At 30.9% G+C, this 23,945-nt stretch carries 23 protein-coding genes, 2 tRNA genes and 1 pseudogene; 16 read left to right on the forward strand and 10 right to left on the reverse strand.

The annotated features are described in order from the left end of the window. Both sufC and sufD read left to right on the forward strand, forming a co-directional pair. Positions 1 to 146: pseudogene (sufC, locus tag KA468_RS02080) on the forward strand (Fe-S cluster assembly ATPase SufC); the annotation flags it as partial. Between the two features lie 11 nt (positions 147 to 157). Further along, entirely contained in the window at positions 158 to 1,477 is a 1,320-nt protein-coding gene (gene sufD / locus KA468_RS02085) for a Fe-S cluster assembly protein SufD (protein WP_291241293.1), read from the forward strand. A gap of 50 nt (positions 1,478 to 1,527) precedes the next feature. Here sufD and KA468_RS02090 read toward each other — a convergent pair whose 3' ends face one another. Beyond that, entirely contained in the window at positions 1,528 to 2,700 is a 1,173-nt protein-coding gene (locus KA468_RS02090) for a GlmU family protein (protein WP_291241294.1), read from the reverse strand. A gap of 120 nt (positions 2,701 to 2,820) precedes the next feature. Further along, on the reverse strand, positions 2,821 to 3,075 hold the full coding sequence (locus KA468_RS02095; RefSeq protein ID WP_291241295.1) for a type B 50S ribosomal protein L31: 255 nt from the start codon (positions 3,073 to 3,075) through the stop codon (positions 2,821 to 2,823). A 359-nt stretch (positions 3,076 to 3,434) separates the two neighbouring features. Between KA468_RS02095 and mtaB the strand changes: the two genes are divergently transcribed. Together mtaB and KA468_RS02105 are read left to right on the forward strand one after the other, a co-directional pair. After that, entirely contained in the window at positions 3,435 to 4,763 is a 1,329-nt protein-coding gene (gene mtaB, locus KA468_RS02100) for a tRNA (N(6)-L-threonylcarbamoyladenosine(37)-C(2))-methylthiotransferase MtaB (protein WP_291241296.1), read from the forward strand. A 158-nt stretch (positions 4,764 to 4,921) separates the two neighbouring features. Further along, positions 4,922 to 7,282: an outer membrane beta-barrel family protein gene (locus tag KA468_RS02105; RefSeq protein WP_291241297.1), complete on the forward strand. Its 2,361-nt coding sequence runs from the start codon at positions 4,922 to 4,924 to the stop codon at positions 7,280 to 7,282. A gap of 121 nt (positions 7,283 to 7,403) precedes the next feature. Here KA468_RS02105 and KA468_RS02110 read toward each other — a convergent pair whose 3' ends face one another. After that, positions 7,404 to 9,575 carry a radical SAM protein gene (locus KA468_RS02110; RefSeq protein WP_291241298.1) on the reverse strand — a complete coding sequence of 724 codons (2,172 nt, stop codon included), beginning with the start codon at positions 9,573 to 9,575 and terminating at the stop codon, positions 7,404 to 7,406. A gap of 71 nt (positions 9,576 to 9,646) precedes the next feature. On the opposite strand from KA468_RS02110, the gene bshC reads away from it, so the two are divergent. Further along, complete coding sequence (bshC, locus tag KA468_RS02115; RefSeq protein WP_291241357.1) at positions 9,647 to 11,227, forward strand: bacillithiol biosynthesis cysteine-adding enzyme BshC; 1,581 nt, start codon at positions 9,647 to 9,649, stop codon at positions 11,225 to 11,227. Positions 11,228 to 11,299: 72 nt separating this feature from the next. Further along, complete coding sequence (locus KA468_RS02120) at positions 11,300 to 11,719, forward strand: nucleoside-diphosphate kinase (protein WP_291241299.1); 420 nt, start codon at positions 11,300 to 11,302, stop codon at positions 11,717 to 11,719. A 92-nt stretch (positions 11,720 to 11,811) separates the two neighbouring features. Here the strand turns inward: KA468_RS02120 and KA468_RS02125 are convergent, their stop codons facing one another. Next, a complete protein-coding gene (locus tag KA468_RS02125) occupies positions 11,812 to 12,105 on the reverse strand; it encodes a DUF721 domain-containing protein (protein WP_291241300.1) in 294 nt (97 codons plus the stop codon). Between the two features lie 2 nt (positions 12,106 to 12,107). Further along, a complete protein-coding gene (locus tag KA468_RS02130) occupies positions 12,108 to 12,530 on the reverse strand; it encodes a hypothetical protein (protein WP_291241301.1) in 423 nt (140 codons plus the stop codon). A 105-nt stretch (positions 12,531 to 12,635) separates the two neighbouring features. Between KA468_RS02130 and KA468_RS02135 the strand changes: the two genes are divergently transcribed. The 8 genes from KA468_RS02135 to scpA all read left to right on the forward strand — a co-directional run bounded on the left by KA468_RS02135 (position 12,636) and on the right by scpA (position 18,731). Beyond that, positions 12,636 to 12,710, forward strand: a tRNA-Pro gene (locus tag KA468_RS02135). Positions 12,711 to 12,878: 168 nt separating this feature from the next. Then, a complete protein-coding gene (gene folE, locus KA468_RS02140) occupies positions 12,879 to 13,565 on the forward strand; it encodes a GTP cyclohydrolase I FolE (protein WP_291241302.1) in 687 nt (228 codons plus the stop codon). A 102-nt stretch (positions 13,566 to 13,667) separates the two neighbouring features. Continuing rightward, the gene (gene udk, locus KA468_RS02145; RefSeq protein ID WP_291241303.1) at positions 13,668 to 14,279 is read left to right on the forward strand and encodes a uridine kinase; all 612 of its coding nucleotides are present in this window, start codon (positions 13,668 to 13,670) and stop codon (positions 14,277 to 14,279) included. Continuing rightward, positions 14,279 to 14,632: a septum formation initiator family protein gene (locus KA468_RS02150; protein WP_291241304.1), complete on the forward strand. Its 354-nt coding sequence runs from the start codon at positions 14,279 to 14,281 to the stop codon at positions 14,630 to 14,632. The genes udk and KA468_RS02150 overlap by 1 nt, the downstream gene beginning before the upstream one ends. Before the next feature lie 38 nt (positions 14,633 to 14,670). Then, positions 14,671 to 16,035: a methylmalonyl-CoA mutase subunit beta gene (locus tag KA468_RS02155; RefSeq protein WP_291241305.1), complete on the forward strand. Its 1,365-nt coding sequence runs from the start codon at positions 14,671 to 14,673 to the stop codon at positions 16,033 to 16,035. Between the two features lie 54 nt (positions 16,036 to 16,089). Then, on the forward strand, positions 16,090 to 16,326 hold the full coding sequence (locus KA468_RS02160) for a hypothetical protein (RefSeq protein ID WP_291241306.1): 237 nt from the start codon (positions 16,090 to 16,092) through the stop codon (positions 16,324 to 16,326). Further along, the gene (locus KA468_RS02165) at positions 16,316 to 16,606 is read left to right on the forward strand and encodes a type II toxin-antitoxin system RelE/ParE family toxin (protein ID WP_291241307.1); all 291 of its coding nucleotides are present in this window, start codon (positions 16,316 to 16,318) and stop codon (positions 16,604 to 16,606) included. Before KA468_RS02160 ends, KA468_RS02165 begins: the two co-directional genes overlap by 11 nt. A gap of 1 nt (position 16,607) precedes the next feature. Beyond that, on the forward strand, positions 16,608 to 18,731 hold the full coding sequence (scpA, locus tag KA468_RS02170; protein ID WP_291241308.1) for a methylmalonyl-CoA mutase: 2,124 nt from the start codon (positions 16,608 to 16,610) through the stop codon (positions 18,729 to 18,731). Positions 18,732 to 18,766: 35 nt separating this feature from the next. On the opposite strand, the gene lpxD is transcribed toward scpA, so the two are convergent. From lpxD to KA468_RS02190, 4 genes are all read right to left on the reverse strand, one after another. Beyond that, positions 18,767 to 19,765, reverse strand: a complete 999-nt coding sequence (lpxD, locus tag KA468_RS02175; RefSeq protein ID WP_291241309.1) for a UDP-3-O-(3-hydroxymyristoyl)glucosamine N-acyltransferase — start codon at positions 19,763 to 19,765, stop codon at positions 18,767 to 18,769. A gap of 119 nt (positions 19,766 to 19,884) precedes the next feature. Continuing rightward, positions 19,885 to 20,787 (reverse strand): site-specific tyrosine recombinase, encoded by a 903-nt coding sequence (locus tag KA468_RS02180; RefSeq protein WP_291241310.1) that lies wholly within the window; start codon positions 20,785 to 20,787, stop codon positions 19,885 to 19,887. A 99-nt stretch (positions 20,788 to 20,886) separates the two neighbouring features. Beyond that, positions 20,887 to 20,962 (reverse strand) — tRNA-His (locus tag KA468_RS02185). Between the two features lie 354 nt (positions 20,963 to 21,316). Further along, a complete protein-coding gene (locus KA468_RS02190; protein WP_291241311.1) occupies positions 21,317 to 21,565 on the reverse strand; it encodes a helix-turn-helix transcriptional regulator in 249 nt (82 codons plus the stop codon). Positions 21,566 to 21,820: 255 nt separating this feature from the next. Here KA468_RS02190 and KA468_RS02195 point away from each other — a divergent pair, with 255 nt between their 5' ends. Both KA468_RS02195 and KA468_RS02200 read left to right on the forward strand, forming a co-directional pair. Further along, positions 21,821 to 22,396, forward strand: a complete 576-nt coding sequence (locus tag KA468_RS02195) for a hypothetical protein (RefSeq protein WP_291241312.1) — start codon at positions 21,821 to 21,823, stop codon at positions 22,394 to 22,396. 115 nt (positions 22,397 to 22,511) lie between these two features. After that, the gene (locus KA468_RS02200) at positions 22,512 to 23,144 is read left to right on the forward strand and encodes a porin family protein (RefSeq protein WP_291241313.1); all 633 of its coding nucleotides are present in this window, start codon (positions 22,512 to 22,514) and stop codon (positions 23,142 to 23,144) included. A gap of 63 nt (positions 23,145 to 23,207) precedes the next feature. On the opposite strand, the gene bshB1 is transcribed toward KA468_RS02200, so the two are convergent. Then, complete coding sequence (gene bshB1, locus KA468_RS02205) at positions 23,208 to 23,924, reverse strand: bacillithiol biosynthesis deacetylase BshB1 (RefSeq protein ID WP_291241314.1); 717 nt, start codon at positions 23,922 to 23,924, stop codon at positions 23,208 to 23,210. Positions 23,925 to 23,945: the final 21 nt, after the last annotated feature.

Below are 23,945 nucleotides of genomic sequence, written 5' to 3' on the forward strand. Positions count from 1 at the left end.
TATTAGATTATATAGTTCCTGATTTTGTACACGTTTTAATGGATGGAAAAATCGTTAAATCTGGCGATGCCTCTTTAGCATTAGAATTAGAAGAAAAAGGATACGATTGGATTAAAAACGAAGTAGTCGAAAGTCAAAAGTCGTAAAGTCAAGAAAAATGGAATTAAAAGAAAAAATACTATCGTCTTTTATGGCGTTTGAAGAAAAAATTGCTGATGTAAACAATGATTTACACGACATTAGAACTTCAGCTATAAAACACTTTGAAAATAAAGGTTTTCCTACTAAAAAAGAGGAAGCCTGGAAATATACCTCGTTAAATGCCATTTTAAAAAATGATTTTAGTGTATTTCCTAAAAAAGAAAATACAGTAGAATTTGCTGATGTAAAAAAATACTTCTTAAATGAAGTGGACACGTATAAAGTTGTATTTATTGACGGAAAATTCAGTTCTCATTTATCATCCACCACACACGATGGTTTAGATGTTTGCTTGATGTCCTCGGCTTTAAACAAGCCAAAATACAAAATGTTCATTGACGAATATTTCAACAAAATTGCGAATAAAGATGATAGTTTAACATCATTAAACACTGCTTTTTCTCAAGAAGGTGCGTATGTAAATATTCCAAAGAGCAAAGTGGTTGACAAACCTATTGAAATTTTATATTTTTCAACAGGTTCTGAAGCTGCATTAATGACACAGCCTCGAAATTTAATAATTGTAGGCGAAAATGCACACGTACAAATTGTAGAACGTCACCAGAGTTTAAATAGCAATCCCGTTTTAACAAATTCGGTTACAGAAATTTTTGCTCAAAAACGCGCTATTGTTGATTTTTATAAAGTGCAAAACGATTTACAAACTGCGAATTTAATTGACAATACATACATTGCTCAAAAACAAGACAGTCACGTTTCGGTACATACGTTTTCTTTTGGAGGAAACATCACGAGAAATAATTTAAACTTCTACCATCAAGGCGAACATATTGATTCTACTTTAAAAGGTATTACTATTATTGGCGACAAACAACACGTTGACCATTATACTTTAGTGCAACACGCGACGCCAAATTGTGAAAGTCATCAAAACTATAAAACTATTTTAGACGGAAGCGCTACAGGTGTTTTTAATGGTAAAATTTTCGTAGAAAAAGAAGCACAAAAAACAGATGCGTTTCAGCAAAATAATAATATTCTATTAAGTGATAAAGCAACTATTAACGCGAAACCTCAATTGGAAATTTTTGCTGATGATGTAAAATGTTCACACGGTTGTACTATTGGACAGTTAGATGAAAGTGCGATGTTTTATATGCAACAACGTGGAATTGGTAAAAAAGAAGCCAAAGCATTATTAATGTACGCGTTTACAAGTGAAGTTACTAATAGTGTGAAAATTCCAGAATTAAGAAGTAAAATTGCTCGAATTATTGCCGATAAATTAGGCGTAAATATGGGATTTGATTTATAAAAAAACAATTATATAAAAAAAGCGGTTTCAATATTGAAACCGCTTTTTTTTTACTCTTTTCTATATTTTTTAGTTTCTTCAAAAACGTGTTCTAAAATTTTAGCGTCTTCTTCAGAAAATTCAACATTTCTTCTTGCCATTACAATTTTAGCAGTTTCAAACGCTTTTTTGGTTAAGTACGTTGTAAAACCACTTGCTCCGCCCCAACTAAAACTTGGCACAAAATTTCTTGGGAATCCTGCTCCAAAAATATTAGTACTTACCCCAACAACTGTGCCCGTATTAAACATCGTATTTATTCCGCATTTACTGTGGTCGCCCATCATTAATCCGCAAAATTGCAAACCTGTTTTAGCGAAATTTTCTGTTTCGTAGCTCCACAATTTTACTTCTTCGTAATTGTTTTTTAAGTTACTATTGTTGCTATCTGCACCAATATTACACCATTCACCTAAAACTGCATTTCCTAAAAATCCATCGTGTCCTTTATTAGAATAGCCAAATAAAACCGAATTATTCACTTCACCACCAATTACAGAATGTGGTCCAACCGTTGTAGCACCATAAACTTTTGTAGCTAATTTCACTCTACCCGATTCACACAAGGCAAAAGGACCTCGAATAACAGAACCTTCCATTATTTCTGCATTTTTACCAATATAAATAGGACCTGTTGATGCGTTTAAGGTTACAAATTCTAATTTAGCGCCTTCTTCAATGAAAATATTTTCTGGCGCAATTACATTTACCGATTTAGGTATCGGTTGTGAAAATCGATCTTCAGTCAACAATTCGAAATCTTCTCGAATGGCTACCTCGTTTTTTTGAAAAATATCCCAAGTGTTTTCTATTTTGATGCAGTCATTCGAAAATTCAATTACTTCGAAAGAATCAAAATCGACTTCTTCTCCTTCTTTAGCATAAAAAGCCACAACTTCTTCTTCTTGAAAAATCGCTTGATTGTGTTCCAAATTTTTAATCATTGCTACCAAAATGTCATTCGGTAAAAACGAAGCATTAATCATTATATTATTTTCCATTTCTACCATAGGCCATTTTTCAGACAAATAGTCTTCTGTAATAGATGTTGTGGTAGAACCCAACTGTTTTTCCCATTTTTCACGAATGGTTAGTATTCCCACACGAATATCTGCAACAGGTCTTGTGAAGGTAAATGGCAACAATGCATTACGATGAGGTCCATCAAAAAGAATATAGTTCATTGAAAAAGTTTAAAAGGTTTAATGAAAACTTAACGATTCAAATTTACAAAGAAATTTGACTTATAAAAATAAAAAAACCCCGAATACATTCGAGGTTTATTATTATTTAATAATTTGAAATTATTTTTTTTCAAATTTAGCATATTTAGTTTTGAATTTATCGATACGACCTGCAGTATCAATAAGTTTAGATTTACCTGTGTAAAAAGGGTGAGATGTTCTTGAAATCTCCATTTTGAAAACTGGATACTCAACACCTTCGTGTGTGATAGTTTCTTTAGTTTCAACAGTTGATTTTGTGATGAATACATCATCGTTAGACATATCTTTAAAAGCGACTAATCTGTAGTTTTCTGGGTGAATTCCTTTTCTCATTTTGTAAATCTTTAAATGTATGATTATAATTTGTTTCGCGGCTTTTTACAATAAAAAGGTGTAAACGCCTTATAACCTTTTGTTAATTATGTTTTTATTTCAGGGTGCAAATATAATACTATTACCCAATACTGCAAACAAAATACCATTATTTTTTATTTTGAAACCGCTTTAACTAAAAATCTGATACTAAAAGATTTATAACTTAAGAAAAATCTACGTAATTTTGTATCCGATTTGCGTGAGTGATAGGAGTGAAAATCCTTTTTTAAATGTTGCCTGAGGTACTCGAAGGCAACATTTAAAAAAGATTGCAACGGATAGCACGACCTGAAAGGGCACGCCCTAAGAAAACAAGTATGTCTGATAGAAAAAAAGTAGCGTTTTATACACTGGGTTGTAAACTGAATTTTTCGGAAACTTCTACTATTGCCAGAAACTTCAATGACGAAGGTTTTGACAGAGTGGATTTTGAAGAAGTAGCCGATATTTACGTAATTAACACGTGTTCGGTAACAGAAAATGCAGATAAGCAGTTTAAACAAGTGGTAAAAAAAGCGATGAAACTAAACGACAAAGCTTTTGTTGCCGCCGTGGGTTGTTATGCCCAACTGAAACCTGAAGAATTAGCTGCAGTTGATGGAGTAGATTTGGTTTTGGGTGCGACAGAAAAATTTAAAATTACCGATTATATAAACGACCTATCAAAAAACGATATGGGAGAAGTACACAGTTGCGAAATTGAAGAAGCCGATTTTTATGTAGGCAGTTATTCTATTGGTGACAGAACCCGTGCTTTCCTTAAAGTGCAAGATGGTTGCGATTATAAATGTACGTATTGTACGATTCCGTTAGCACGTGGAATTTCGAGAAGTGATGCTTTGGAAAATGTATTGAAAAATGCGAAAGAAATTTCGGAGCAAAACATTAAAGAAATTGTGTTAACCGGTGTGAACATTGGCGATTACGGAAAAGGCGAATTTGGCAACAAAAAACACGAACATACGTTTTTAGAATTAGTTCAAGAATTAGATAAGATAGAAGGAATTGAAAGACTCAGAATTTCAAGTATTGAGCCTAATTTATTAAAAAACGAAACGATTGAATTTGTAAGTAAAAGCCGAACGTTTGTCCCCCATTTTCATATTCCCTTACAAAGTGGTAGCAATGAAATTTTAGGAAAAATGAAGCGCCGTTACCAACGAGAAATTTATACAGAACGCGTAAATAAGATTAAAGAGGTGATGCCACACGCGTGTATTGGCGTAGATGTTATTGTAGGATTTCCAGGCGAAACCGACGAACACTTTTTAGAGACTTACAATTATTTAAATGAAATGAACATTTCGTATTTACACGTGTTTACCTATAGTGAGCGCGACAATACGGAAGCCGCAGATATGCCAGGTGTTGTAACCGCTAACATAAGAAGCAAACGCAGTAAAATGCTACGCGGCCTTTCTGTAAAAAAACGTAGAGCGTATTATGAAAGTCAAATTGGCACGACTCGCACTGTACTATTTGAAAACGAAAACAAAGAAGGTTACATTACAGGTTTTACGGAAAATTACGTAAAAGTAAAAACGCCTTGGAACCCAGAATTAGCAAACACGTTACACGAAATTACACTTACAAAAATTGACGATGACGGTTTGGTACGAATGGAATTTGTGAATGTGCCAGTGTAATTTTTTTAATGTAACACAATAAAAACACCGCTTTTAGCGGTTTTTTTGTGGATTTTTTTTGTAGGTTTACTTTTTAGATTATATCTATTTTGCTTTTGCATTTTTTTTAAAAAAAATGACACTATACAATTATAAAAATTATTTAATAATAAATTCAGATGACAAAAAGACATTTAATTACTTTATCACTTATTATATTATTTTTAAACCACGGTTTTTCGCAAATAAAAATAAACGGACAAATAAAAGATGAAAAAAATAATCCTATCGAATTTATCGAAGTTCAATTACAAAATAAAGACTCAATCATATTTAAAAGTGAGTTCACAAATACATATGGTAATTTTTTAATAGAAACTGAAAAAGGTGAATATCTATTAATAGCAAAGCAATTAGGAAAAATATTACACTCACAAAAATTAGATGCAAATCAAAACCTTAATTTAGGGGTTTTACAAATAATAATTCCAGATAATCAAATACAAGAAGTAAAAATAACCTCAAAGAAAAAGTTAATTGAACGTAAAGTTGATAGATTAGTTTTCAACGTAGAAAACAGTATCTCTGCCATCGGAGGTGATGCTATTGATGCTTTGAAAATTACACCTCGTGTTAAAGTCAAAAATGATAATATTTCAATGATTGGGAAAAATAATATGTCAGTTATGATTGATGATAAACTTATACTTTTATCAGGAGATGAGTTGATTAATTTTCTAAAAAGCATTCCATCGGACAACATTAAAAATATTGAGGTTATTTCCACACCACCAGCAAAATATGATGCGGAAGGTAATAGTGGATTGATTAATATAAAACTAAAAAAGTCTAAATTAAATCAATGGAACGCGTCTTTAAGAAGTTCATATATTCAAAGCACTTATCCAAAAGGTTCTTTTGGTGGTAATTTTGATTATCAAAAAAACAAACTTTCTTTATATTCAAATTTGAATTATGTTAATGGTTCAAATGCTCCGATTGAAACAAATAAAATATATTATCCTTTAGGTTTATGGAGTGAAGAAAACAAGAGAAGAGATTTTCAAAATTCTGTAAATGGTAGGATTGGAGCAGATTATAAAGCATCTGAAAAGTGGACTATTGGGATGCAATATTTAGGAAGTTTTAGCAAACCAAAAATTACAGAAAATAGTTTAACTTCTATTTACAATCAAACAAACACTCAAATAAATTCTTATATCAATACATTATCCGAAAATTTGGTCAAAAACAACAATCATTCTTTAAATATTAATTCAACAGTAGTTTTTGATACGATTGGAAAAAAAATGAATATCAATTTAGATTATTTTGAATTCAAAAATGACAATAATAGAATTTTTAATACTTTAAATCTTTTATCCGCCAATAATACCAATTTACAAGATATTGAAAATTATTCGACCAAAATTGATTTTGAACATCCAATAAAATGGATAAATTTAAGTTATGGAGGAAAATTATCATTTATTAAAACCCAAAATAATGTAGATTATTTTGACACCACGACAGGAATACCAATTTTTGACCCAACTCAAAGTAACGAATTTAATTATAAAGAAAACATACAAGCTATTTATCTAAACGGAACAAAAAAATTAAATGAGAAATGGGAAACACAATTGGGAATTAGATTAGAAAATACACAAACAGAAGGTTTTTCTAAAACGCTTAATCAAAAAAACACAAATAATTATGCCAAATTGTTTCCAACTTTTTACCTTACTTATACACCAAATGAAACTAACTCATTTTCAATAAACTATAACAAAAGGATAAATAGACCTTCTTATAATAGATTAAATCCGTTTAGATGGTATAACAATCCGTTTTCTTATTCGGAAGGTAATCCATTTTTGCAACCTTCATTTTCAAACAATATAGAATTAAATTACACATTAAATGACAATTGGTCAAATAGCGTGTATTATTCTCATACTGATAATGGTTTTGAACAAATTACTATTGTGGATAATACGGATAACATTCAAAAAACAATTGCACAAAATTATTTTAAAACAACAATAATTGGTATTTCAGAATCTTACACTTATGATAAATTAAAATGGTTGTCAAGTACGTTTTCTTTTGATTGGAATTATAGCAAATCAGCATCACTAATACCAATTACAAATCAAAATTTAAATGGTTCAAACACCTACTTTTCAACAAGTAATGATTTTAATTTAAACAAAAAGTTACTTTTCAATATATCATATTGGTATAACTTTAAAGGAACTTCAGATTTAGATAAAAACAATGCGTACAGTCAATTAGATGCTTCAATTAAATATTTTGCCTTTGATAAAAAATTACAAATAAGTTTCAATGTAAATGATATTTTAAGTACAAATAGACCTATTTATATCAGCTATACAAATAACATACAAATAGATTATAAAAATTACTATGACGTACGATTATTCCGCCTTTCATTAGTATACAAATTTGGCAATAAGAATATTAATGTAGAGAAAAAAGAATTTGGTAATCAAGAAGAAAAAGAAAGAACCAATTGATTTTCCGCCAATAAAGTATCTCAACTTTAAGCCTATAAAAAAAATCGAAGTCAAAAGTCTTCTAATTGGATGTCTTCTTAAAAACCTATCAGGTCTAAAAAACTCCAAATAAAAACCTATTTTAAATTACTAACAAACCAGAATTTCGTAATAAACTTATCGGTTTTGAAAACCAAAATAATTCAAAATCTTCAAACTGAGATTCGAAGTCCATTTTAATATCTTTTAACAAAACGGGTTGATTTGAAACTGATTTTAAGGTTTTTAGTAACCAATTTGCTTGATCTTTTTCTATAGAAATTTCAATAGTATCTGTTTTAAAATAAAACGTCATTTTTGCCATTTCCCAAGTAGCGCCTTTTTTGGATTTAGTAAAATAATCTACCACTGGAGTTGTTCCAATCCAAATCAATTTTGCAGTAGGTTTTAATGAAAAATCTACAACATTATTAAGTGCATTTTCTATAAAATCTGGAGCAATTTTTGTTTTTGGAATTTTAAATTCAAACCAATCTTGCAAATCATACTCGAAACAAATACCGTGCATATAATTAAACAGCGATTTTTTCAATCCAAAACTAAACTTATCATGATTGATGCCAGTTTTGTCTATAAACTGAATGTCGTTATTTGCAAAAGTAATTTCATTTTGTTGCGGAATTACTCCAAATTCGTCTGGATGTAAGCCTACAGGTGAATGAGCCGTCATCGCAAATTGATGCCAAAAACCAGACTGTATACTTCCAATTTGAAACAACTGTCGCACCATTTCTAAGCTATCTACGGTTTCTTGAATGGTTTGTGTGGGATAGCCGTACATTAAATACGCGTGAACCATAATTCCAGCTTCGGTAAAATAATTCGTGACTTTAGCTACTTGTTCAACTGTTACTCCTTTTTTAATCAGTTCTAACAATCTATCTGAAGCTACTTCCAGTCCGCCAGAAACAGCAATACAACCTGAAGCTTTTAATAAAATGCACAAATCTTTCGTAAAACTTTTCTCGAAGCGAATGTTTGTCCACCACGAAACCACTAATTTCCGTTTAAGAATTTCTAAAGCTAATTCACGCATTAATGCTGGCGGTGCGGCTTCATCTACAAAATGAAAACCAGTTTCGCCAGTTTGCGCCATTAGTTCTTCCATTCTATCCACTAAAATTTTTGCCGCAATAGGTTCATAAATTTTAATATAATCTAAAGAAACATCACAAAACGTACATTTTCCCCAATAACAGCCGTGCGCCATCGTAAGTTTATTCCAACGACCATCGCTCCATAAACTATGCATAGGATTGGCAATTTCAATTACAGAAATGTAGCTATCTAAATACAAATCAGAATAATCGGGCGTTCCCACATCAGCGTGTTTATAATCTGATTTTGTAGTGTTATTTTTATATACGACTTCATTATTTTCTAACAAAAAAGTACGTTTAAATTCATTAGAATTTGGGTTTTGAATATTGGAAATTAAAAGCTCCACTGGCAATTCGCCATCATCAAGTGTAATAAAATCGAAAAACTCAAACACTCTTTTGTCTTTTAAACTTCTTAATTCTGTATTAGGAAAGCCACCACCCATAGCGATTTTAATAGATGGATAATGCAATTTTATATATTGCGCACATCTGAAAGCGCTATATAAATTTCCTGGAAAAGGCACAGAAATTAACACCAACTTCGGTTGAACTTCCTTAACCCTTTCTTCTAAAATTTGAAGCGTAATTTTATCTATATGCGTGATTTCATTTTGTAATTCGGCATATAATTCATCGAATGAATTGGCACTTCTGCCCAATCTTTCTGCATAGCGACTAAATCCGAAATTTTCATCAACACATTCCACAATAAAATCAGAAATATCTTCTAAATACAATGTGGCCAAATGTTTTGCTTTGTCTTGCATTCCCATCGAACCGAAAGCCCATTCCATATCATCTAACTGATTGAAACGAGACGCTTCGGGTAAAAAATTACCACTACAAATTTGGCGTGCTAACGTTGGATTTTTTCCTTGAAGAAAAGCAATAACGGCGTCTATTGTTGTGACATAATCATCCCAAAGGGTATGAATTCGTTGCGAATTTTCTGAAAATTGAACTATTTCACCTTTAGGAATTAAGGAACTCAACCCCTTTTTTGAAAACAATTCTAATATCACTTCGATACCTAAATCCATTTGAATAGCGGAAATACTTTTAGTGTTTAGAAACCCTTTGATATAAGCCGTTGCAGGATAAGGCGTATTCAATTGAGTAAATGGTGGCGTGATTAAAAGAATGTCTGACAAGGTGAAATGTTTTTACAAAGATAAAAATTAATTGTAGATGACGAAAAATGATTATTTTTGTAAAAAAAATTATGCCAACAGATTGTATTTCGTATCAAAAATCGGGTTATTTTTCTAAACTAATTGTAGATTATTTAGATGAAAAACCAGAAGTACAATCACTATATCATAGGTTTCCCCGAATAGAAAATTTTGGTCCTCAAATAACCGAGAAGGCGAAAAATTACACCATTGAAAATCGATTAATTTTAGCAGAAGCGTTAAAAAATCAGAATTCAAATTTTCCATTTTCACAAGAAACTCAAACGAATATTGAATTACTAAAATCAGATAAAACATTCACTATAACTACTGGTCATCAATTAAATTTATTTTCAGGACCTGCTTATTTTATCTATAAAATTGCTTCCACAATTAATTTATGCAAGCAATTAAAACAAAAATACTCTGATTATAATTTTGTGCCTATTTATTGGATGGCGACAGAAGATCACGATTTTGAAGAAATAAATCATTTTCATTTTAACGACCAAAAAATCAAATGGGGTAAAGAAAGTTTCGGACCTGTTGGAAGATTAGCAACCGATGGTTTAGATGAAGCTTTTGAGGAATTTTCTAAAGCAATTGGAGTTGGCGAAACAGCCGAATATCTAAAAGATCTATTCAAAAAAACCTATTTAGAACAAGCTAATTTAGCAGATGCAACACGTTATTTAGCAAATGAATTATTTAAAACGGAAGGTTTAGTGATTATTGATGGCGATGATAAAAATCTGAAATCATTATTTGCACCATATGTTCAAGATGAGTTACTTCATCAAAATTCTTTCGCAGCTGTTTCTAAAACTATTGCACATTTAAAAGAATACGCAGTTCAAGTAAATCCAAGAGAAATCAACTTGTTTTACATTGAAGATAATTTACGTGAACGAATTATTTTTGAAAACAATATTTACAAAGTTAACAATTCGGAAATTGAATTTTCAGAAACTGAAATTCTAAACGAGTTAAAAAATTATCCAGAAAAATTTAGTCCAAATGTGATTTTAAGACCGTTATATCAAGAAGTCATATTGCCAAATTTAGCATACATTGGCGGAGGTGGCGAAATAGCGTATTGGTTAGAATTAAAAAATAATTTTGAAACTCAAAAGGTTACATTTCCTATTTTAATATTACGAAATTCGTTTGTAATTGCTACAGACAAATTAATGACCAAATCAGCTAATTTAGGCGTTTCATTTGAAGAATTATTTCTATCAAATCAAGAATTGATTAATAAAAAAACTAAAGAATTATCAAATATAAAAATTGATTTTTCTGAACAAAAAGATACGTTAAGAAAACAGTTTTCTGAATTATTAAAAATTGCGGAACAAACTGACAAATCGTTTACTGGTGCTGTAAAAGCACAAGAAGCTAAACAAATAAAAGGATTAGATAATTTAGAGAAAAGACTATTAAAAGCAGAAAAACGAATACATTTTGAAAAATTAAAACGCATAACCGAAATACAAAATCAATTGTTTCCAAACGGAAGTTTGCAAGAACGAAAAAGTAATTTTAGCGTATTTTATTCGCAAACTTTTATTAAAGAAATTATTTCCCACTCCGATCCATTACATACCAGTTTTAAATTAATTAAGATATAAAGCACTCTTGATTTTTAAAAACTGTTTTGCAATTTGGAATTAAATAGTACCTTTGCAAAAAATTTAAGAAAAATGGCTACAAATAGAACATTTACAATGATTAAACCAGATGGTGTTGAAAACGGACACATCGGTGGAATTTTAAACATGATTACAGAAGGCGGTTTTAAAATCGTTTCTATGAAATTAACGCAATTAACTGTTGCAGATGCTCAGAAATTTTATGCGGTTCACTCGGAAAGACCTTTCTTTGGTGAATTAGTAGAATTTATGACTCGTGGACCTATTGTTGCTGCAATTTTAGAAAAAAACAACGCAGTAGAAGATTTCAGAGCTTTAATTGGTGCTACAAACCCTGCTGATGCTGCTGAAGGAACTATCCGTAAAAAATATGCTACATCAATTGGAGAAAATGCCGTTCACGGTTCAGATTCAGATGAAAATGCAGCTATTGAAAGTGCTTTCCACTTCGCTGGAAGAGAGCAATTCTAAAAATAGTTATTCGTATAAAAAAAGGTGATTTGAAATTTCAAATCACCTTTTTTTTTAACCCTTAACCTAATATCCAAAACCTTTTACCTTTTCTACCTAAAAACAATTTCTTTAATCAAATCTTTTCCAAGTTCTTCATTAAGCATTTTTATGATTTTGGATTTTCCGTATTCCAATTCTTGTTTTACAACCGAAGAATTTAATTGTACGTATAAAGTCTGTCTTTTTAATTCAATTTGTTCCGTGTAATTTTTAAAAGCCGGACCCATCATTTTATACCAAGTTTCTTTAACATTTATGACATCCAAACCCGCTTCCAGCTTCGTTGCTTTCATAAACTCTTTCATTACATCACCAATAGAAAAATCGTCATTAAATCGTTTCATTTTTATTTTCTTTTACTGTAAGGCACAAATTTTTTGTAATAATAGGTAATTTTTGCTTCATTTTCCAAAACTAATTCATCTTCAGAAACGGAGATAATTTTTTCTTCCCATTTTGTAAATTTAGATTTTGTTTTCAAAAAATAAGAATCCGAACTATCTACAACTCTAATTTTATCTTGCAAAGCACCTTTTAAAAAAGTACCGTCAAGTTGCGGCGCTACTTTTTGGCGGGTTCCTTTTAAATTTTTTATGGAAATAAAATCTATAAATTCATTAACTTGGTATTCTTTTTTATTTCCATCTGGAAAAGTAACTTTTTCAATTTCCCAATAGCCATTTATTTTTAAAATAGCCTCTTTACTTGGTTTAGACGTACAAGAAATTAAACCAATTAGAAGTAATAATACGTAAAAATATTTTTTCATAAGTAAAATGTAAAGTTGGGTAAATGTAAAATTATTTTGTCCAATAAAAAAATTGAAAATCATTTTGAAATTTAAATATAAAGAGTATATTTGCACTCGCAATCACGGGGTGTAGCGTAGCCCGGTTATCGCGCCTGCTTTGGGAGCAGGAGGCCGCAGGTTCGAATCCTGCCACCCCGACAAACGACTTCAATTATATTGAGGTCGTTTTTTTTTGGCATTCACTTAGCTTATAGACTCTACATAACAAAGTATATATTTATCTTATAGAACCATAAATAAAATAATTATATAAATAATTCATTTTTGTTTAATTATTTACTACTTTTGTTAAACAAAATAAATTTTATGAAATCAAACTTTATGATTGAAGACAACATACTTACAAATATATCAGTAGAAGATATAGGAAATGACCATTTATTTACTTCATTAGAAACCCCAATGGTAGCCAATGTATTTTCAAAATCGGACACTGAAAAAAAAGAAATTATTGCTTTTCATTTTACTGAAATTATGAAGGCTTTGGATTTAGATTTAACTGATGATTCTTTGAAAGGAACTCCGGAACGAGTAGCAAAAATGTATATTGAAGAAATTTTTTCTGGGTTAAATCCTAAAAATAAGCCTAAAATGGCACTTTTTGAAAACAAATACCAATACAATCAAATGTTGGTAGAAAAAAACATCACGTTTTACTCCAATTGCGAACATCATTTTGTCCCAATTTTTGGTAAAGCACACGTAGCATATATTTCTTCTGGAAAGGTAATTGGCTTATCTAAATTAAATAGAATCGTACAATATTATGCAAAACGACCTCAAGTTCAAGAACGATTAACGATGCAAATTGCTGAAGATTTAAAGAAAGCTTTAGATACAGAAGATGTAGCCGTTATTATTGATGCCAAACACCTTTGCGTGTCTTCAAGAGGTGTTCAAGACGAGAGTTCTGCAACTGTCACCACGTCTTTTAATGGCGCATTTAATACACCACAAAAAATAAATGAATTATTACAATTAATCAATAATTAATTTTCATTTAAAAATAGTTAATAAAATTCTATCTTTTCCTTTAAGATAGAATTTTTTTTATAGTATATATTTCTATCTTTGTGTAAATTAAAGTTACTATTTATGCTTATTATTGGTATTGCTGGTGGTACTGGTAGCGGAAAAACTACAGTTGTACATCAAATTATGAATGAACTGCCTTCTACAGAAGTAGGCGTGATATCTCAGGATTCTTATTATAAAGAAACGAGTAATTTATCCTACGAAGAGCGAACTAAAATTAACTTTGATCACCCGCGTGCTATTGATTTTGAATTGTTAATAGCGCATTTAAAAGACTTAAAAGCTGGGAAAATAATTGAACAACCTATTTATTCTTTCATCACGCACAACAGAACCGAAGATACTATAAGCACTCATCCAAGAAAAGTAGTAATTGTAGAAGGAATTTTAATTTTTACAAATCCAGAAATTCGTGATTTGTTTGATATTAAAGTTTTTGTTCACGCCGATTCTGATGAACGATTAATACGTCGTTTAAAACGAGATATAGCAGAACGAGGTAGAGATATGGATGAGGTTTTAAATAGATATCAAACCACTCTAAAACCAATGCACGAACAATTTATTGAACCAACAAAAGCATTTGCAGATATCATTATTCCAAATGACAAATACAATACAGTTGCCATTGATGTAGTTAGAGCGGTTATTAATCAACGAATTGATAATTAATGTTTAAAAAAATTCAAATAATAGTTCAAAAATTTCCTTTTCTAAGTTTTTTAGGAAACAAATACGCTATAACAATGATTGCTTTCATTGTATGGATGCTGTTTTTTGATAACTATTCTTATTTTGAACATCGTTTTTTAAATGGGCAGATTGATGAATTAAATGACAATAAAAAATATTACAAATCAGAAATTGCCAAGGATAGTGTGAAAATAAAAAATCTGAAAAACGATAATATGACGGAAAAATATGCACGCGAAAAATACTTTATGAAAAAAGATAGCGAAGATATTTACATCATAGAATTTGAAGAAGATAAAATAAAAGATAGCTTACTTGAAGCAAAAAAGTAACCTTCAAAAAAATAAGTTTTCAAATCAAAAACAAATCAATGAAAACACAATTATTTCAAGATTTTGATGCTGTTTCATCTAAACAATGGAAACAACAAATTCAATTTGAGCTAAAAGGCGCCGAATATAACGACACCCTAATATGGGAAAGTTTAGAAGGTATAAAAGTAAAACCTTTTTACCATTTTGATGAAGAAATTAAAAATCATCCAACAAATAGCAACGCAACCGAATTTAAAATTTTGCAAAATATTTATGTTCACGATGTGCAAATGTCGAACAAAAAAGCAAAAGAAAGTCTACAACGCGGTGCAGAAAGTGTTCGTTTTACGATTGAATCTAATAAAATAGACCTATCAAAATTAATGATTAATTTACCCGTGGAAAATGTGGTATATTATTTCTTTTTGCCTTTTCTATCAACAGAATATTTAACATCATTAAATGATTTTGCAACTACTAATTCTTATAATTTCATTATTCAAGTTGATCCTATTGGTCAATTATGTAGAGATGGAAATTGGTATGAAAACCTAAATTCAGATATTCAAAAACTGAATGAAATTTCAAAAAATACTACCATTCCCTTTTTAACGATACAATCTGGAATCTATCAAAATTCTGGTGCCAATATGGTGCAACAATTAGCATATACTTTAGCACATTGTAATGAATATTTCAATAGAATTTCAAAAATAAATCAGTCGATTTCTATTGAAGTTAGTGTGGGCACAAATTATTTTTTCGAAATCGCTAAAATTAGAGCTTTACGCTTACTTTTCAATACATTAGCAATCGAATACAATTATAATTTTGATTGCCATATCATAGCAACACCCACAAAACGCAACAAAACAATTTACGATTATAATGTAAATATGTTACGAACCACAACCGAGTGTATGTCGGCAATTTTAGGTGGTGCCAATGCAGTTTCTAATTTAGCATACGATGCCATTTATCATAAAGACAACGAGTTTGGCGACAGAATTTCTCGCAATCAGTTATTAATACTAAAAGAAGAAAGTTATTTCGACAAAGTAAATAATCCATCAGATGGCGCGTATTATATTGAATCTTTAACGGAACAATTGGCAGAAAAAGCTTTAGAAGTATTTAAAGAAATTGAAGCTAATGGTGGTTTTATCACACAATTAATTGAAGGCACTATTCAAAGAAAAATTTCAGAAAGCGCACAAAAAGAACAAGAATTATTTGATTCTGGTAAAGAAATTTTGTTAGGAACAAACAAATATCCAAATCCAAACGACAAAATGAAACACGATTTAGAATTGTTTCCTTTCGTAAAAACAAAAGATAGAAAAACGCTAATTGTACCTATTATCGAAAAACGATTAGCCGAAAAAGTAGAACAAGAACGTTTGGCACAAGAGACAATCTAAAAATAGATTCCTCAATCATAAAATTCATTATATTTGAATATTAATTAAAGTACTATGGAAGCAATTAGACAAACAGTTACGGTAAAAAATCATAAAATTAGCATTACACTTCCGGAAGATTTTATGTCTGAAGAAGTAGATGTTATTATTTTACCTTCTCAAAATAATGATTTCACCATTCCGCAATGGCAAATAGATCAGGTAAGGGAAAGAACTGAAAAATATTTAAAAAATCCAGAAAACGTTACAAATATTGATGATTTCTTAAATGAGATTGAGAATGAATTATAAGATTGTTATTATTGACGAAGCAAAAGAAGATTATAAAACATCTTTAAATTGGTATAAAAATATTAATAAACAATTAGGAATTAAATTTAATGAATCTTTTAAAGAATGTTTGAGTAGAATAAGAAATAATCCATTATTATTTCAAAATAGATATGACAACACAAGAGTTATGGTTTTTAAATCTTTTCCTTATCTTGTTCATTATACCATTTATCAAAACATAGTAGTAATAAAACAAATTTGTCATTCATCACAAGACAGCGATTTAAACATATATTAAATTGAGAAAAAACATACAACATATACAATTAGTCAAAAGTCAAAAATCGAAAGTTGAAAGTAATCAAACTAACTTCCACACAGCCGAAAACATTGATTTAAAAAAAACCTACTCCAAAGAAGATATTGATGGATTAGAACACATTGGTTTTGGAGCGGGTTTTGCACCAAACTTAAGAGGTCCATACGGCACAATGTATGTTCGAAGACCTTGGACAATTCGTCAATATGCCGGTTTTTCAACAGCTGAAGAAAGTAATGCGTTTTACAGACGAAATTTAGCAGCCGGACAAAAAGGGCTATCTGTTGCCTTTGATTTAGCCACACATCGTGGATACGATTCAGATCATATTCGTGTACAAGGAGATGTTGGTAAAGCAGGCGTAGCCATTGATTCGGTGGAAGATATGAAAATTCTTTTCGACCAAATTCCGTTAGACGAAATGTCGGTTTCTATGACAATGAATGGTGCGGTATTACCTATAATGGCTTTTTATATTGTAGCTGCAGAAGAACAAGGCGTAGCGCCAAACCAATTAGCCGGAACCATACAAAACGATATTTTGAAGGAATTTATGGTTCGAAATACATACATTTATCCACCAACGCCTTCTATGAAAATTATTGCCGATATTTTTGAATATACGAGTAATAATATGCCAAAATTTAACTCCATTTCCATTTCTGGTTATCATATGCAAGAAGCAGGTGCAACGGCCGATATTGAATTGGCGTATACACTTGCAGATGGCTTAGAATATATTCGCACCGGATTATCAACAGGTATGAAAATTGATGAATTCGCTCCTCGCCTATCTTTCTTTTGGGCAATTGGAATGAACCATTTTATGGAAATTGCTAAAATGCGTGCAGGAAGAATGCTGTGGGCAAAATTACTAAAACAATTTAATCCTAAGGATGAAAAGTCATTAGCATTACGTACCCATTGTCAAACATCGGGTTGGAGTTTAACCGAACAAGACCCATTTAATAACGTAGCTCGAACCACAATTGAAGCCGCAGCGGCTGCTTTTGGTGGGACGCAATCTTTGCATACCAATGCCTTAGACGAAGCAATTGCTTTACCCACAGATTTTTCAGCAAGAATTGCTCGAAACACGCAAATTTTCTTACAAGAAGAAACTAAAATTTGTAAAACAGTAGACCCTTGGGCGGGAAGTTATTACGTGGAAAGTTTAACCGCAGAAATTACAGAAAAAGCGTGGGCATTAATTGAAGAAGTTGAAGCTTTAGGCGGAATGACGAAAGCCATAGAAGCTGGAATACCAAAATTACGAATTGAAGAAGCTGCCGCACGAAAACAAGCTCGAATTGATAGCACACAAGATATTATTGTAGGTGTAAATAAATACCGTTTAGAAAAAGAAGATCCGTTACATATCTTAGATGTAGATAACGATATGGTGCGCAAGCAACAAGTAGCTCAATTAGCAGAAATAAAAGTTAAAAGAGATACCGCTAAAGCAGCAAAAAGCATAGAAGATTTGATCGAATGTGCCAAAACAGGAAATGGTAATTTATTAGCCATTGCGGTTGAAGCAGCAAGAAACAGAGTAACTTTAGGAGAAATTAGTGATGCTTTAGAAGTTGTTTTTGGACGACATAAAGCACAAATTAAATCGATAAGTGGAGTGTATAGTAAAGCCATAAAAAACGATGAGAGTTTTGAAAAAGCAAAACAATTAGCAAACAAATTCGCCGAAAAAGAAGGTCGAAGACCCAGAATTATGATTGCTAAAATGGGGCAAGACGGACACGACCGTGGCGCAAAAGTAGTAGCAACAGGTTATGCCGATGTAGGTTTTGATGTAGATATCGGGCCTTTGTTTCAAACACCTGCCGAAGCAGCGAAACAAGCTGTGGAAAATGATGTACATATTTTAGGTGTATCTTCATTAGCTGCAGGACATAAAACTTTAGTACCACAAGTGATTGAAGAACTAAAAAAATATGGTCGCGAAGATATTATGGTAATTGTTGGAGGTGTAATTCCAGCGCAAGATTATCAATTTTTATTCGATGCTGGAGCAGTTGCTGTTTTTGGTCCTGGAACCAAAATTAGTGAAGCCGCAATCAGTATTTTAGAAGTACTATTAGAAGAATAAAAAAAAACCAGCTTTAAAAGCTGGTTTTTTTATAATTATTTATTAGCATCTCTTACCAATCTTTTCAAAATTGCCCATTGTTTAAGCGCATCTCTGGCTTCTACCGCTGGATACCCTAACATTGTTTTTCCTGCAGGAATATCGCCCGTTACTCCAGAACCTGCACCAACAATAGCACCATCACCAATTATCGTATGGTCTTTAATAGAGGCACTTCCACCAATAATTACGCCATTTCCTAAAGTAACAGAACCAGCCAATCCAGAGTTACCTGCCATAATACAAAATTTACCCAATTTACTATTGTGCCCAATTTGTACTAAATTGTCAATTTTACAGCCATCTCCAACAATTGTAGAACTAAATTTTCCTCTATCTACACAAGAATTTGCACCAATTTCTACACCATTACCAATAATAACATTTCCAATTTGTGGAATTTTTACCAATCCTCTTTCTGGATCTGGACGGAAACCAAAGCCATCCGCACCAATTGTTGCATTTGGATGAATAATACAATGACTACCAATATGGCAACGCTCTCTAACAACAGTGCCCGACCAAATAGTGGTTTGATTTCCAATGGTGCACTCATCTAAAATGGTTACGTTTGGATAAATAAGTACGTTTTCACCTATTTTAACATTAGGTCCAATATACACCCCTGCTCCTATTTTTGTTTGATTCCCGATAGTTGCAGAAGCATCAACAACCGCTGTTGGATGAATATTCACAGTAAAAACAGGCATTGGTGGCGCAAACATTTCCAATACTTGCGACATCGCCAAATCGGCGTTTGACACTTTAATAAAGGCACGATTTTCTCCTGGTTCAATAGCTATATCTTGATTTACAACCGCTACACAAGCAGATGATGTAGCCCAAAATTTTTCGTATTTCTTGTTTCCTATAAAAGAAATCTCAGTCTCTTTTGCTTCTTCTAATTGTTCAGGAGCTGTTATTAGCGTATTTGTATGTCCAACAATTTCCCCTTTTAATACCTGATTTATTTCTTCAATAGAATATGTCTTCATTTGATGTAGTAGTTAATGATTTTAATATCAATATTTTGCCCCAATTTACATCAAAACTAATTAATATGAAAATTTTTTACTTTTTTAGAATAAGAAGTAGAGTATTTAAGTCTTTAAATCTATTTCCCTCTTGGGTGAAAAGAATGCATCACTTCAGCTAAAAATTTTCTATCTAAATGCATATATACTTCAGTTGTTGTAATCGATTCGTGACCTAACATCAGTTGGATAGAACGTAAATCGGCACCATTTTCTAATAAATGTGTCGCAAAAGAATGTCTAAAAGTATGGGGCGAAATGGTCTTTTTTAAATCTATTTTTACGGCTAAATCTTTTATAATCGTAAAAACCATCGCGCGCGTAAGTTGTTTTCCTCTTCGGTTGAGAAACAACGTATCTTCGTGTCCTTTTTGAATAGACAAATGGGTACGAATGAAGTTTTTATAATTTAAAATTAGTTTTTGCGTGGGTAATCCTATGGGTACAAAACGTTGTTTGTTTCCTTTTCCTGTAATTTTCAGAAAACCTTCTTCAAAAAACAAATCCGATATTTTTAAGGTAATTAATTCCGAAACCCTTAATCCACAACTATATAAAGTTTCTAACATTACTTTGTTACGTTCTCCTTCTGCTGAAGTTAAATTTATGGCTTGAATTAATAAATCTATTTCTTCTGTAGAAAGTGTATCGGGTAATTTTCTTCCTGTTTTTGGGACTTCAATTAATTCAAGCGGGGTATCTTTTCGGTAATCTTCAAAAATTAAATAATTAAAAAAACTTTTTAATCCTGAAATTATTCTGGATTGACTTCGTGCATTAACTTGAGTAGAAATGGTATAAATAAATTGTTGTACCTGTTCGTCAGTAATTTTTATTGGAGTAACTTCTATGTTATTTTCAGTCAGAAAACCAACCAATTTTTCAACATCAAACGAATAATTTTGAATGGTATTTGGAGACAATCCACGTTCCAAACGTAAATAATTTTGATATTCTTTTAGGTACGAATTCCAGTTTGACATCTCGTATTGAATTTAGGCTAAGATATAGCTTTCCATTTTCTGGTGCAATACTAATTAAAATAAAGGCATAAAAAAAGCCTTACATTTCTGTAAGGCTTTGGGTGGAAGACCGGGTTCGAACCGGCGACCCTCGGTACCACAAACCGATGCTCTAACCAGCTGAGCTACAACCACCATGTATAAATACGAGTGCAAATATAACACTAAACTTCATACTTGCAAAGAAAAAAATAAATATTTTACTTCAAATCCCCTAAACTATTGATGTTCAAATGTCTTTCTACAGTAAATACTTTCCATATGAAAACGAGTTAGATATATTTATCATACACAATCTAAAATAAAAAAGAGAAGTTTTAAATAATTTTAGGAAAAATAGAATATCTATAATAAACACGATAAAATAATTGAACAAAAAAAATTATTTTCCAAAATTTCTAACTAATTTTATTATTAGATGTGAGCGCAAAAGAATTGGTTTCTCCCTACCAAAACCCCCACCAAAATAATTCATCTGGTGCCAATCTCCCTAAATAATTGTACTAAAATCAAACAAATCGGATACTGATACCCCTAAAGATTTAGCAATCTTAAGCATAGTTGAAACTTTCATCTCTTGTTTTCCCTTAATGTACTTTCGTAAGTTTTCCACATCAAGATCAGCATCATGTGCAACTTCTCTTGTCTTCAAACCTTTCAGCTTTATTATCTCTTCAATACGCTTACCAAGACTTATAATTTCTGAGTTTATTGGTGTTTTTCGAACTCTTTTTTCCATACTGGAAAATTACTTTCATCTAATTAAATGTATGTGATTGTTTACAACAAGTTGTATATAACTGATTTATTATTATATTTGAAAAATAATAATAAATAAAATCAAATATAAAATTGATAAAATGCTACATACAAGAGAACCAACATTTCTGGATGAAAAATAAAATTCAATCAATTATAATAATGGAGTTCAGAAACCATTAAAAACGAGGTGAAACTGAAAAACCAAAAGAGTAGGAAACAAAAAAAAACAAATATGAAAAAGATAATTTTTTACACATTAGTTACAATCAGCACATTAACCAACGTCTTTTCACAAGATATGATTACAAAAAAGTCAAGTGAAGATATTAAAGCTAAAGTAATCGAAGTAACTTTAAATGAAATTAAATACAAAAAATTTGACAACCTAAATGGACCATTATTTACATTATTGAAGTCAGATGTATTAATGATACGTTATGAAAATGGTTCAAAAGACATCTTTAATGAAGTACAAAATTCAGTAACTGCAAATGCCTCATCTAATGATATGTCAATTAAAGGAAAAGAAGATGCTATTGCTAATTACAAAGGAAAATCATCAGGAGCAGCATGGACTGCAGTAACTACAATTTTAACAAGTCCAGTATTAGGATTAGTTCCTGCAATAACTTGTTCTTCAACTGAACCATCAGATGAAAATTTAAATTATAAGGACAGTGAATTAATGAAAAATAATGATTATAATAGAGCGTACACAAAACAAGCACATAAAACCAAAAAGAAAAAAATATGGACTGGTTTTGGTGTTGGTTCAGGAGCTTGGCTATTGTTAATACTATTACTATAATTTGAAATAAATGTGAAATTCTCAATCTTATTGCAAAAAAAATGTAGGTTGAGAATTTATTATTTTTAAAAATATAATTTATTTTTTTATTGATTAACTTATACAGAAAACTAAAATGAAGAATAATTTAATATACACGTTTTTTACAATTTTCACATTAACAAATTGTATTTCACAAAATATCAATTATGGAATAAAAGCTGGAGTAAACATTTCGAGTTTTGAAGGTAGTATTACAAACAAATCACTTATTGGTCCACAAGTAGGTGGTTTCGCAGAAATTAAATTAAATGATAAACTAACCATCCAACCAGAATTATTACTTTCTTTGCAAGGTGCAGAATTTGAATATTCCTTACGACAAAACTTTTATGAACCTATTAGCCAGAAAAGATTGAAAATAAGTTTATATTATCTAAATCTTCCAATTACTGTTAAATATAACTTTATAGATAAGTTTTCAATAATTGCTGGACCACAAATTGGGTATTTAATAAAAGCAACACAAAAAAACAAATCAAATCAATTTGAAATACTTAATAGTAGCGATGAAACCGACATTAAGAATTTATATAAAACTATTAGTTACAGTTTTAATTTAGGTTTAAATTATAATATTACTGAGGAAATTTTTGCTGATGTTAGATATAATTATGGTTTATCCAATATATTGAATGGTAACAATACTTTATTTGGTACTGGTTTAAAAAACAATGTAATTCAATTTTCTATAGGTTACAGATTATAGAATTTCATATTAATAGTAAGCAATTAAAAGAAAAATATATGAATAAAACATTATTTTTATATTTTACTTCAAATCCCCTAAACTATTGACTGTCAAATATCTTTCTACAGTAAAACCTTCAGCGTACTCCACTCCCACTAAACGCCCTAAATCCATAGCACGGTATTCGATACTATCTAAAAAGTTTTTTGAGGTAATTGGTGTGTTGGGTTCGTTGGAATTTGGATTATAAAATTGGGTTGCATAAGCTTTTACTGCTTTCATTTTTACATCCATAAATTCGGAAACATCCACTACAAAATCGGGCTCTATAGTTTGCCATTGTATGTAATGATAGACTAATTTTGGTCGGTAATGCGTTTGTTTTTGACCATTAAACTCGGTTTCAATTTTAGTTAAACCGGATAAAAAACAAGCGTCACTTACTAATTTACTTCCTTTTTCGTGGTCGATATGTCTATCTGCAATAGCGTTACACAACACAATTTCTGGTTGGTATTTACGAATCATTTTGATGATTTCCAATTGATGTGCTTCATCATTCACAAAAAAACCATCTCTAAAATTTAAGTTTTCTCTAACTGAAACACCTAAAATTTTAGCCGCATCTGTAGCTTCTTCATCTCTTGTTTGAGCCGTTCCACGAGTTCCTAATTCACCACGAGTTAAATCGATAATTCCAACTTTCTTACCAAGTGAAATTTCTTTGGCAAGTGTTCCCGAACAACCTAATTCTACATCATCTGGATGCGCACCGAATGCTAATATGTCTAATTTCATATTTTTGGTTTAAAAGGTATT

The organism is Flavobacterium sp. (assembly GCF_017985075.1).
GTDB lineage: Bacteria > Bacteroidota > Bacteroidia > Flavobacteriales > Flavobacteriaceae > Flavobacterium.

Bases quoted from the DNA above. Each gene is read 5' to 3' on its own strand.
- sufD (WP_291241293.1), top strand. From the start codon at position 158: ATGGAATTAAAAGAAAAAATACTATCGTCTTTTATGGCGTTTGAAGAA.
- KA468_RS02090 (WP_291241294.1), bottom strand. From the start codon at position 2,700: ATGAACTATATTCTTTTTGATGGACCTCATCGTAATGCATTGTTGCCA.
- KA468_RS02095 (WP_291241295.1), bottom strand. From the start codon at position 3,075: ATGAGAAAAGGAATTCACCCAGAAAACTACAGATTAGTCGCTTTTAAA.
- mtaB (WP_291241296.1), top strand. From the start codon at position 3,435: ATGTCTGATAGAAAAAAAGTAGCGTTTTATACACTGGGTTGTAAACTG.
- KA468_RS02105 (WP_291241297.1), top strand. From the start codon at position 4,922: ATGACAAAAAGACATTTAATTACTTTATCACTTATTATATTATTTTTA.
- bshC (WP_291241357.1), top strand. From the start codon at position 9,647: ATGCCAACAGATTGTATTTCGTATCAAAAATCGGGTTATTTTTCTAAA.
- KA468_RS02120 (WP_291241299.1), top strand. From the start codon at position 11,300: ATGGCTACAAATAGAACATTTACAATGATTAAACCAGATGGTGTTGAA.
- KA468_RS02125 (WP_291241300.1), bottom strand. From the start codon at position 12,105: ATGAAACGATTTAATGACGATTTTTCTATTGGTGATGTAATGAAAGAG.
- KA468_RS02130 (WP_291241301.1), bottom strand. From the start codon at position 12,530: ATGAAAAAATATTTTTACGTATTATTACTTCTAATTGGTTTAATTTCT.
- folE (WP_291241302.1), top strand. From the start codon at position 12,879: ATGAAATCAAACTTTATGATTGAAGACAACATACTTACAAATATATCA.
- udk (WP_291241303.1), top strand. From the start codon at position 13,668: ATGCTTATTATTGGTATTGCTGGTGGTACTGGTAGCGGAAAAACTACA.
- KA468_RS02150 (WP_291241304.1), top strand. From the start codon at position 14,279: ATGTTTAAAAAAATTCAAATAATAGTTCAAAAATTTCCTTTTCTAAGT.
- KA468_RS02155 (WP_291241305.1), top strand. From the start codon at position 14,671: ATGAAAACACAATTATTTCAAGATTTTGATGCTGTTTCATCTAAACAA.
- KA468_RS02160 (WP_291241306.1), top strand. From the start codon at position 16,090: ATGGAAGCAATTAGACAAACAGTTACGGTAAAAAATCATAAAATTAGC.
- KA468_RS02165 (WP_291241307.1), top strand. From the start codon at position 16,316: ATGAATTATAAGATTGTTATTATTGACGAAGCAAAAGAAGATTATAAA.
- lpxD (WP_291241309.1), bottom strand. From the start codon at position 19,765: ATGAAGACATATTCTATTGAAGAAATAAATCAGGTATTAAAAGGGGAA.
- KA468_RS02180 (WP_291241310.1), bottom strand. From the start codon at position 20,787: ATGTCAAACTGGAATTCGTACCTAAAAGAATATCAAAATTATTTACGT.
- KA468_RS02190 (WP_291241311.1), bottom strand. From the start codon at position 21,565: ATGGAAAAAAGAGTTCGAAAAACACCAATAAACTCAGAAATTATAAGT.
- KA468_RS02195 (WP_291241312.1), top strand. From the start codon at position 21,821: ATGAAAAAGATAATTTTTTACACATTAGTTACAATCAGCACATTAACC.
- KA468_RS02200 (WP_291241313.1), top strand. From the start codon at position 22,512: ATGAAGAATAATTTAATATACACGTTTTTTACAATTTTCACATTAACA.
- bshB1 (WP_291241314.1), bottom strand. From the start codon at position 23,924: ATGAAATTAGACATATTAGCATTCGGTGCGCATCCAGATGATGTAGAA.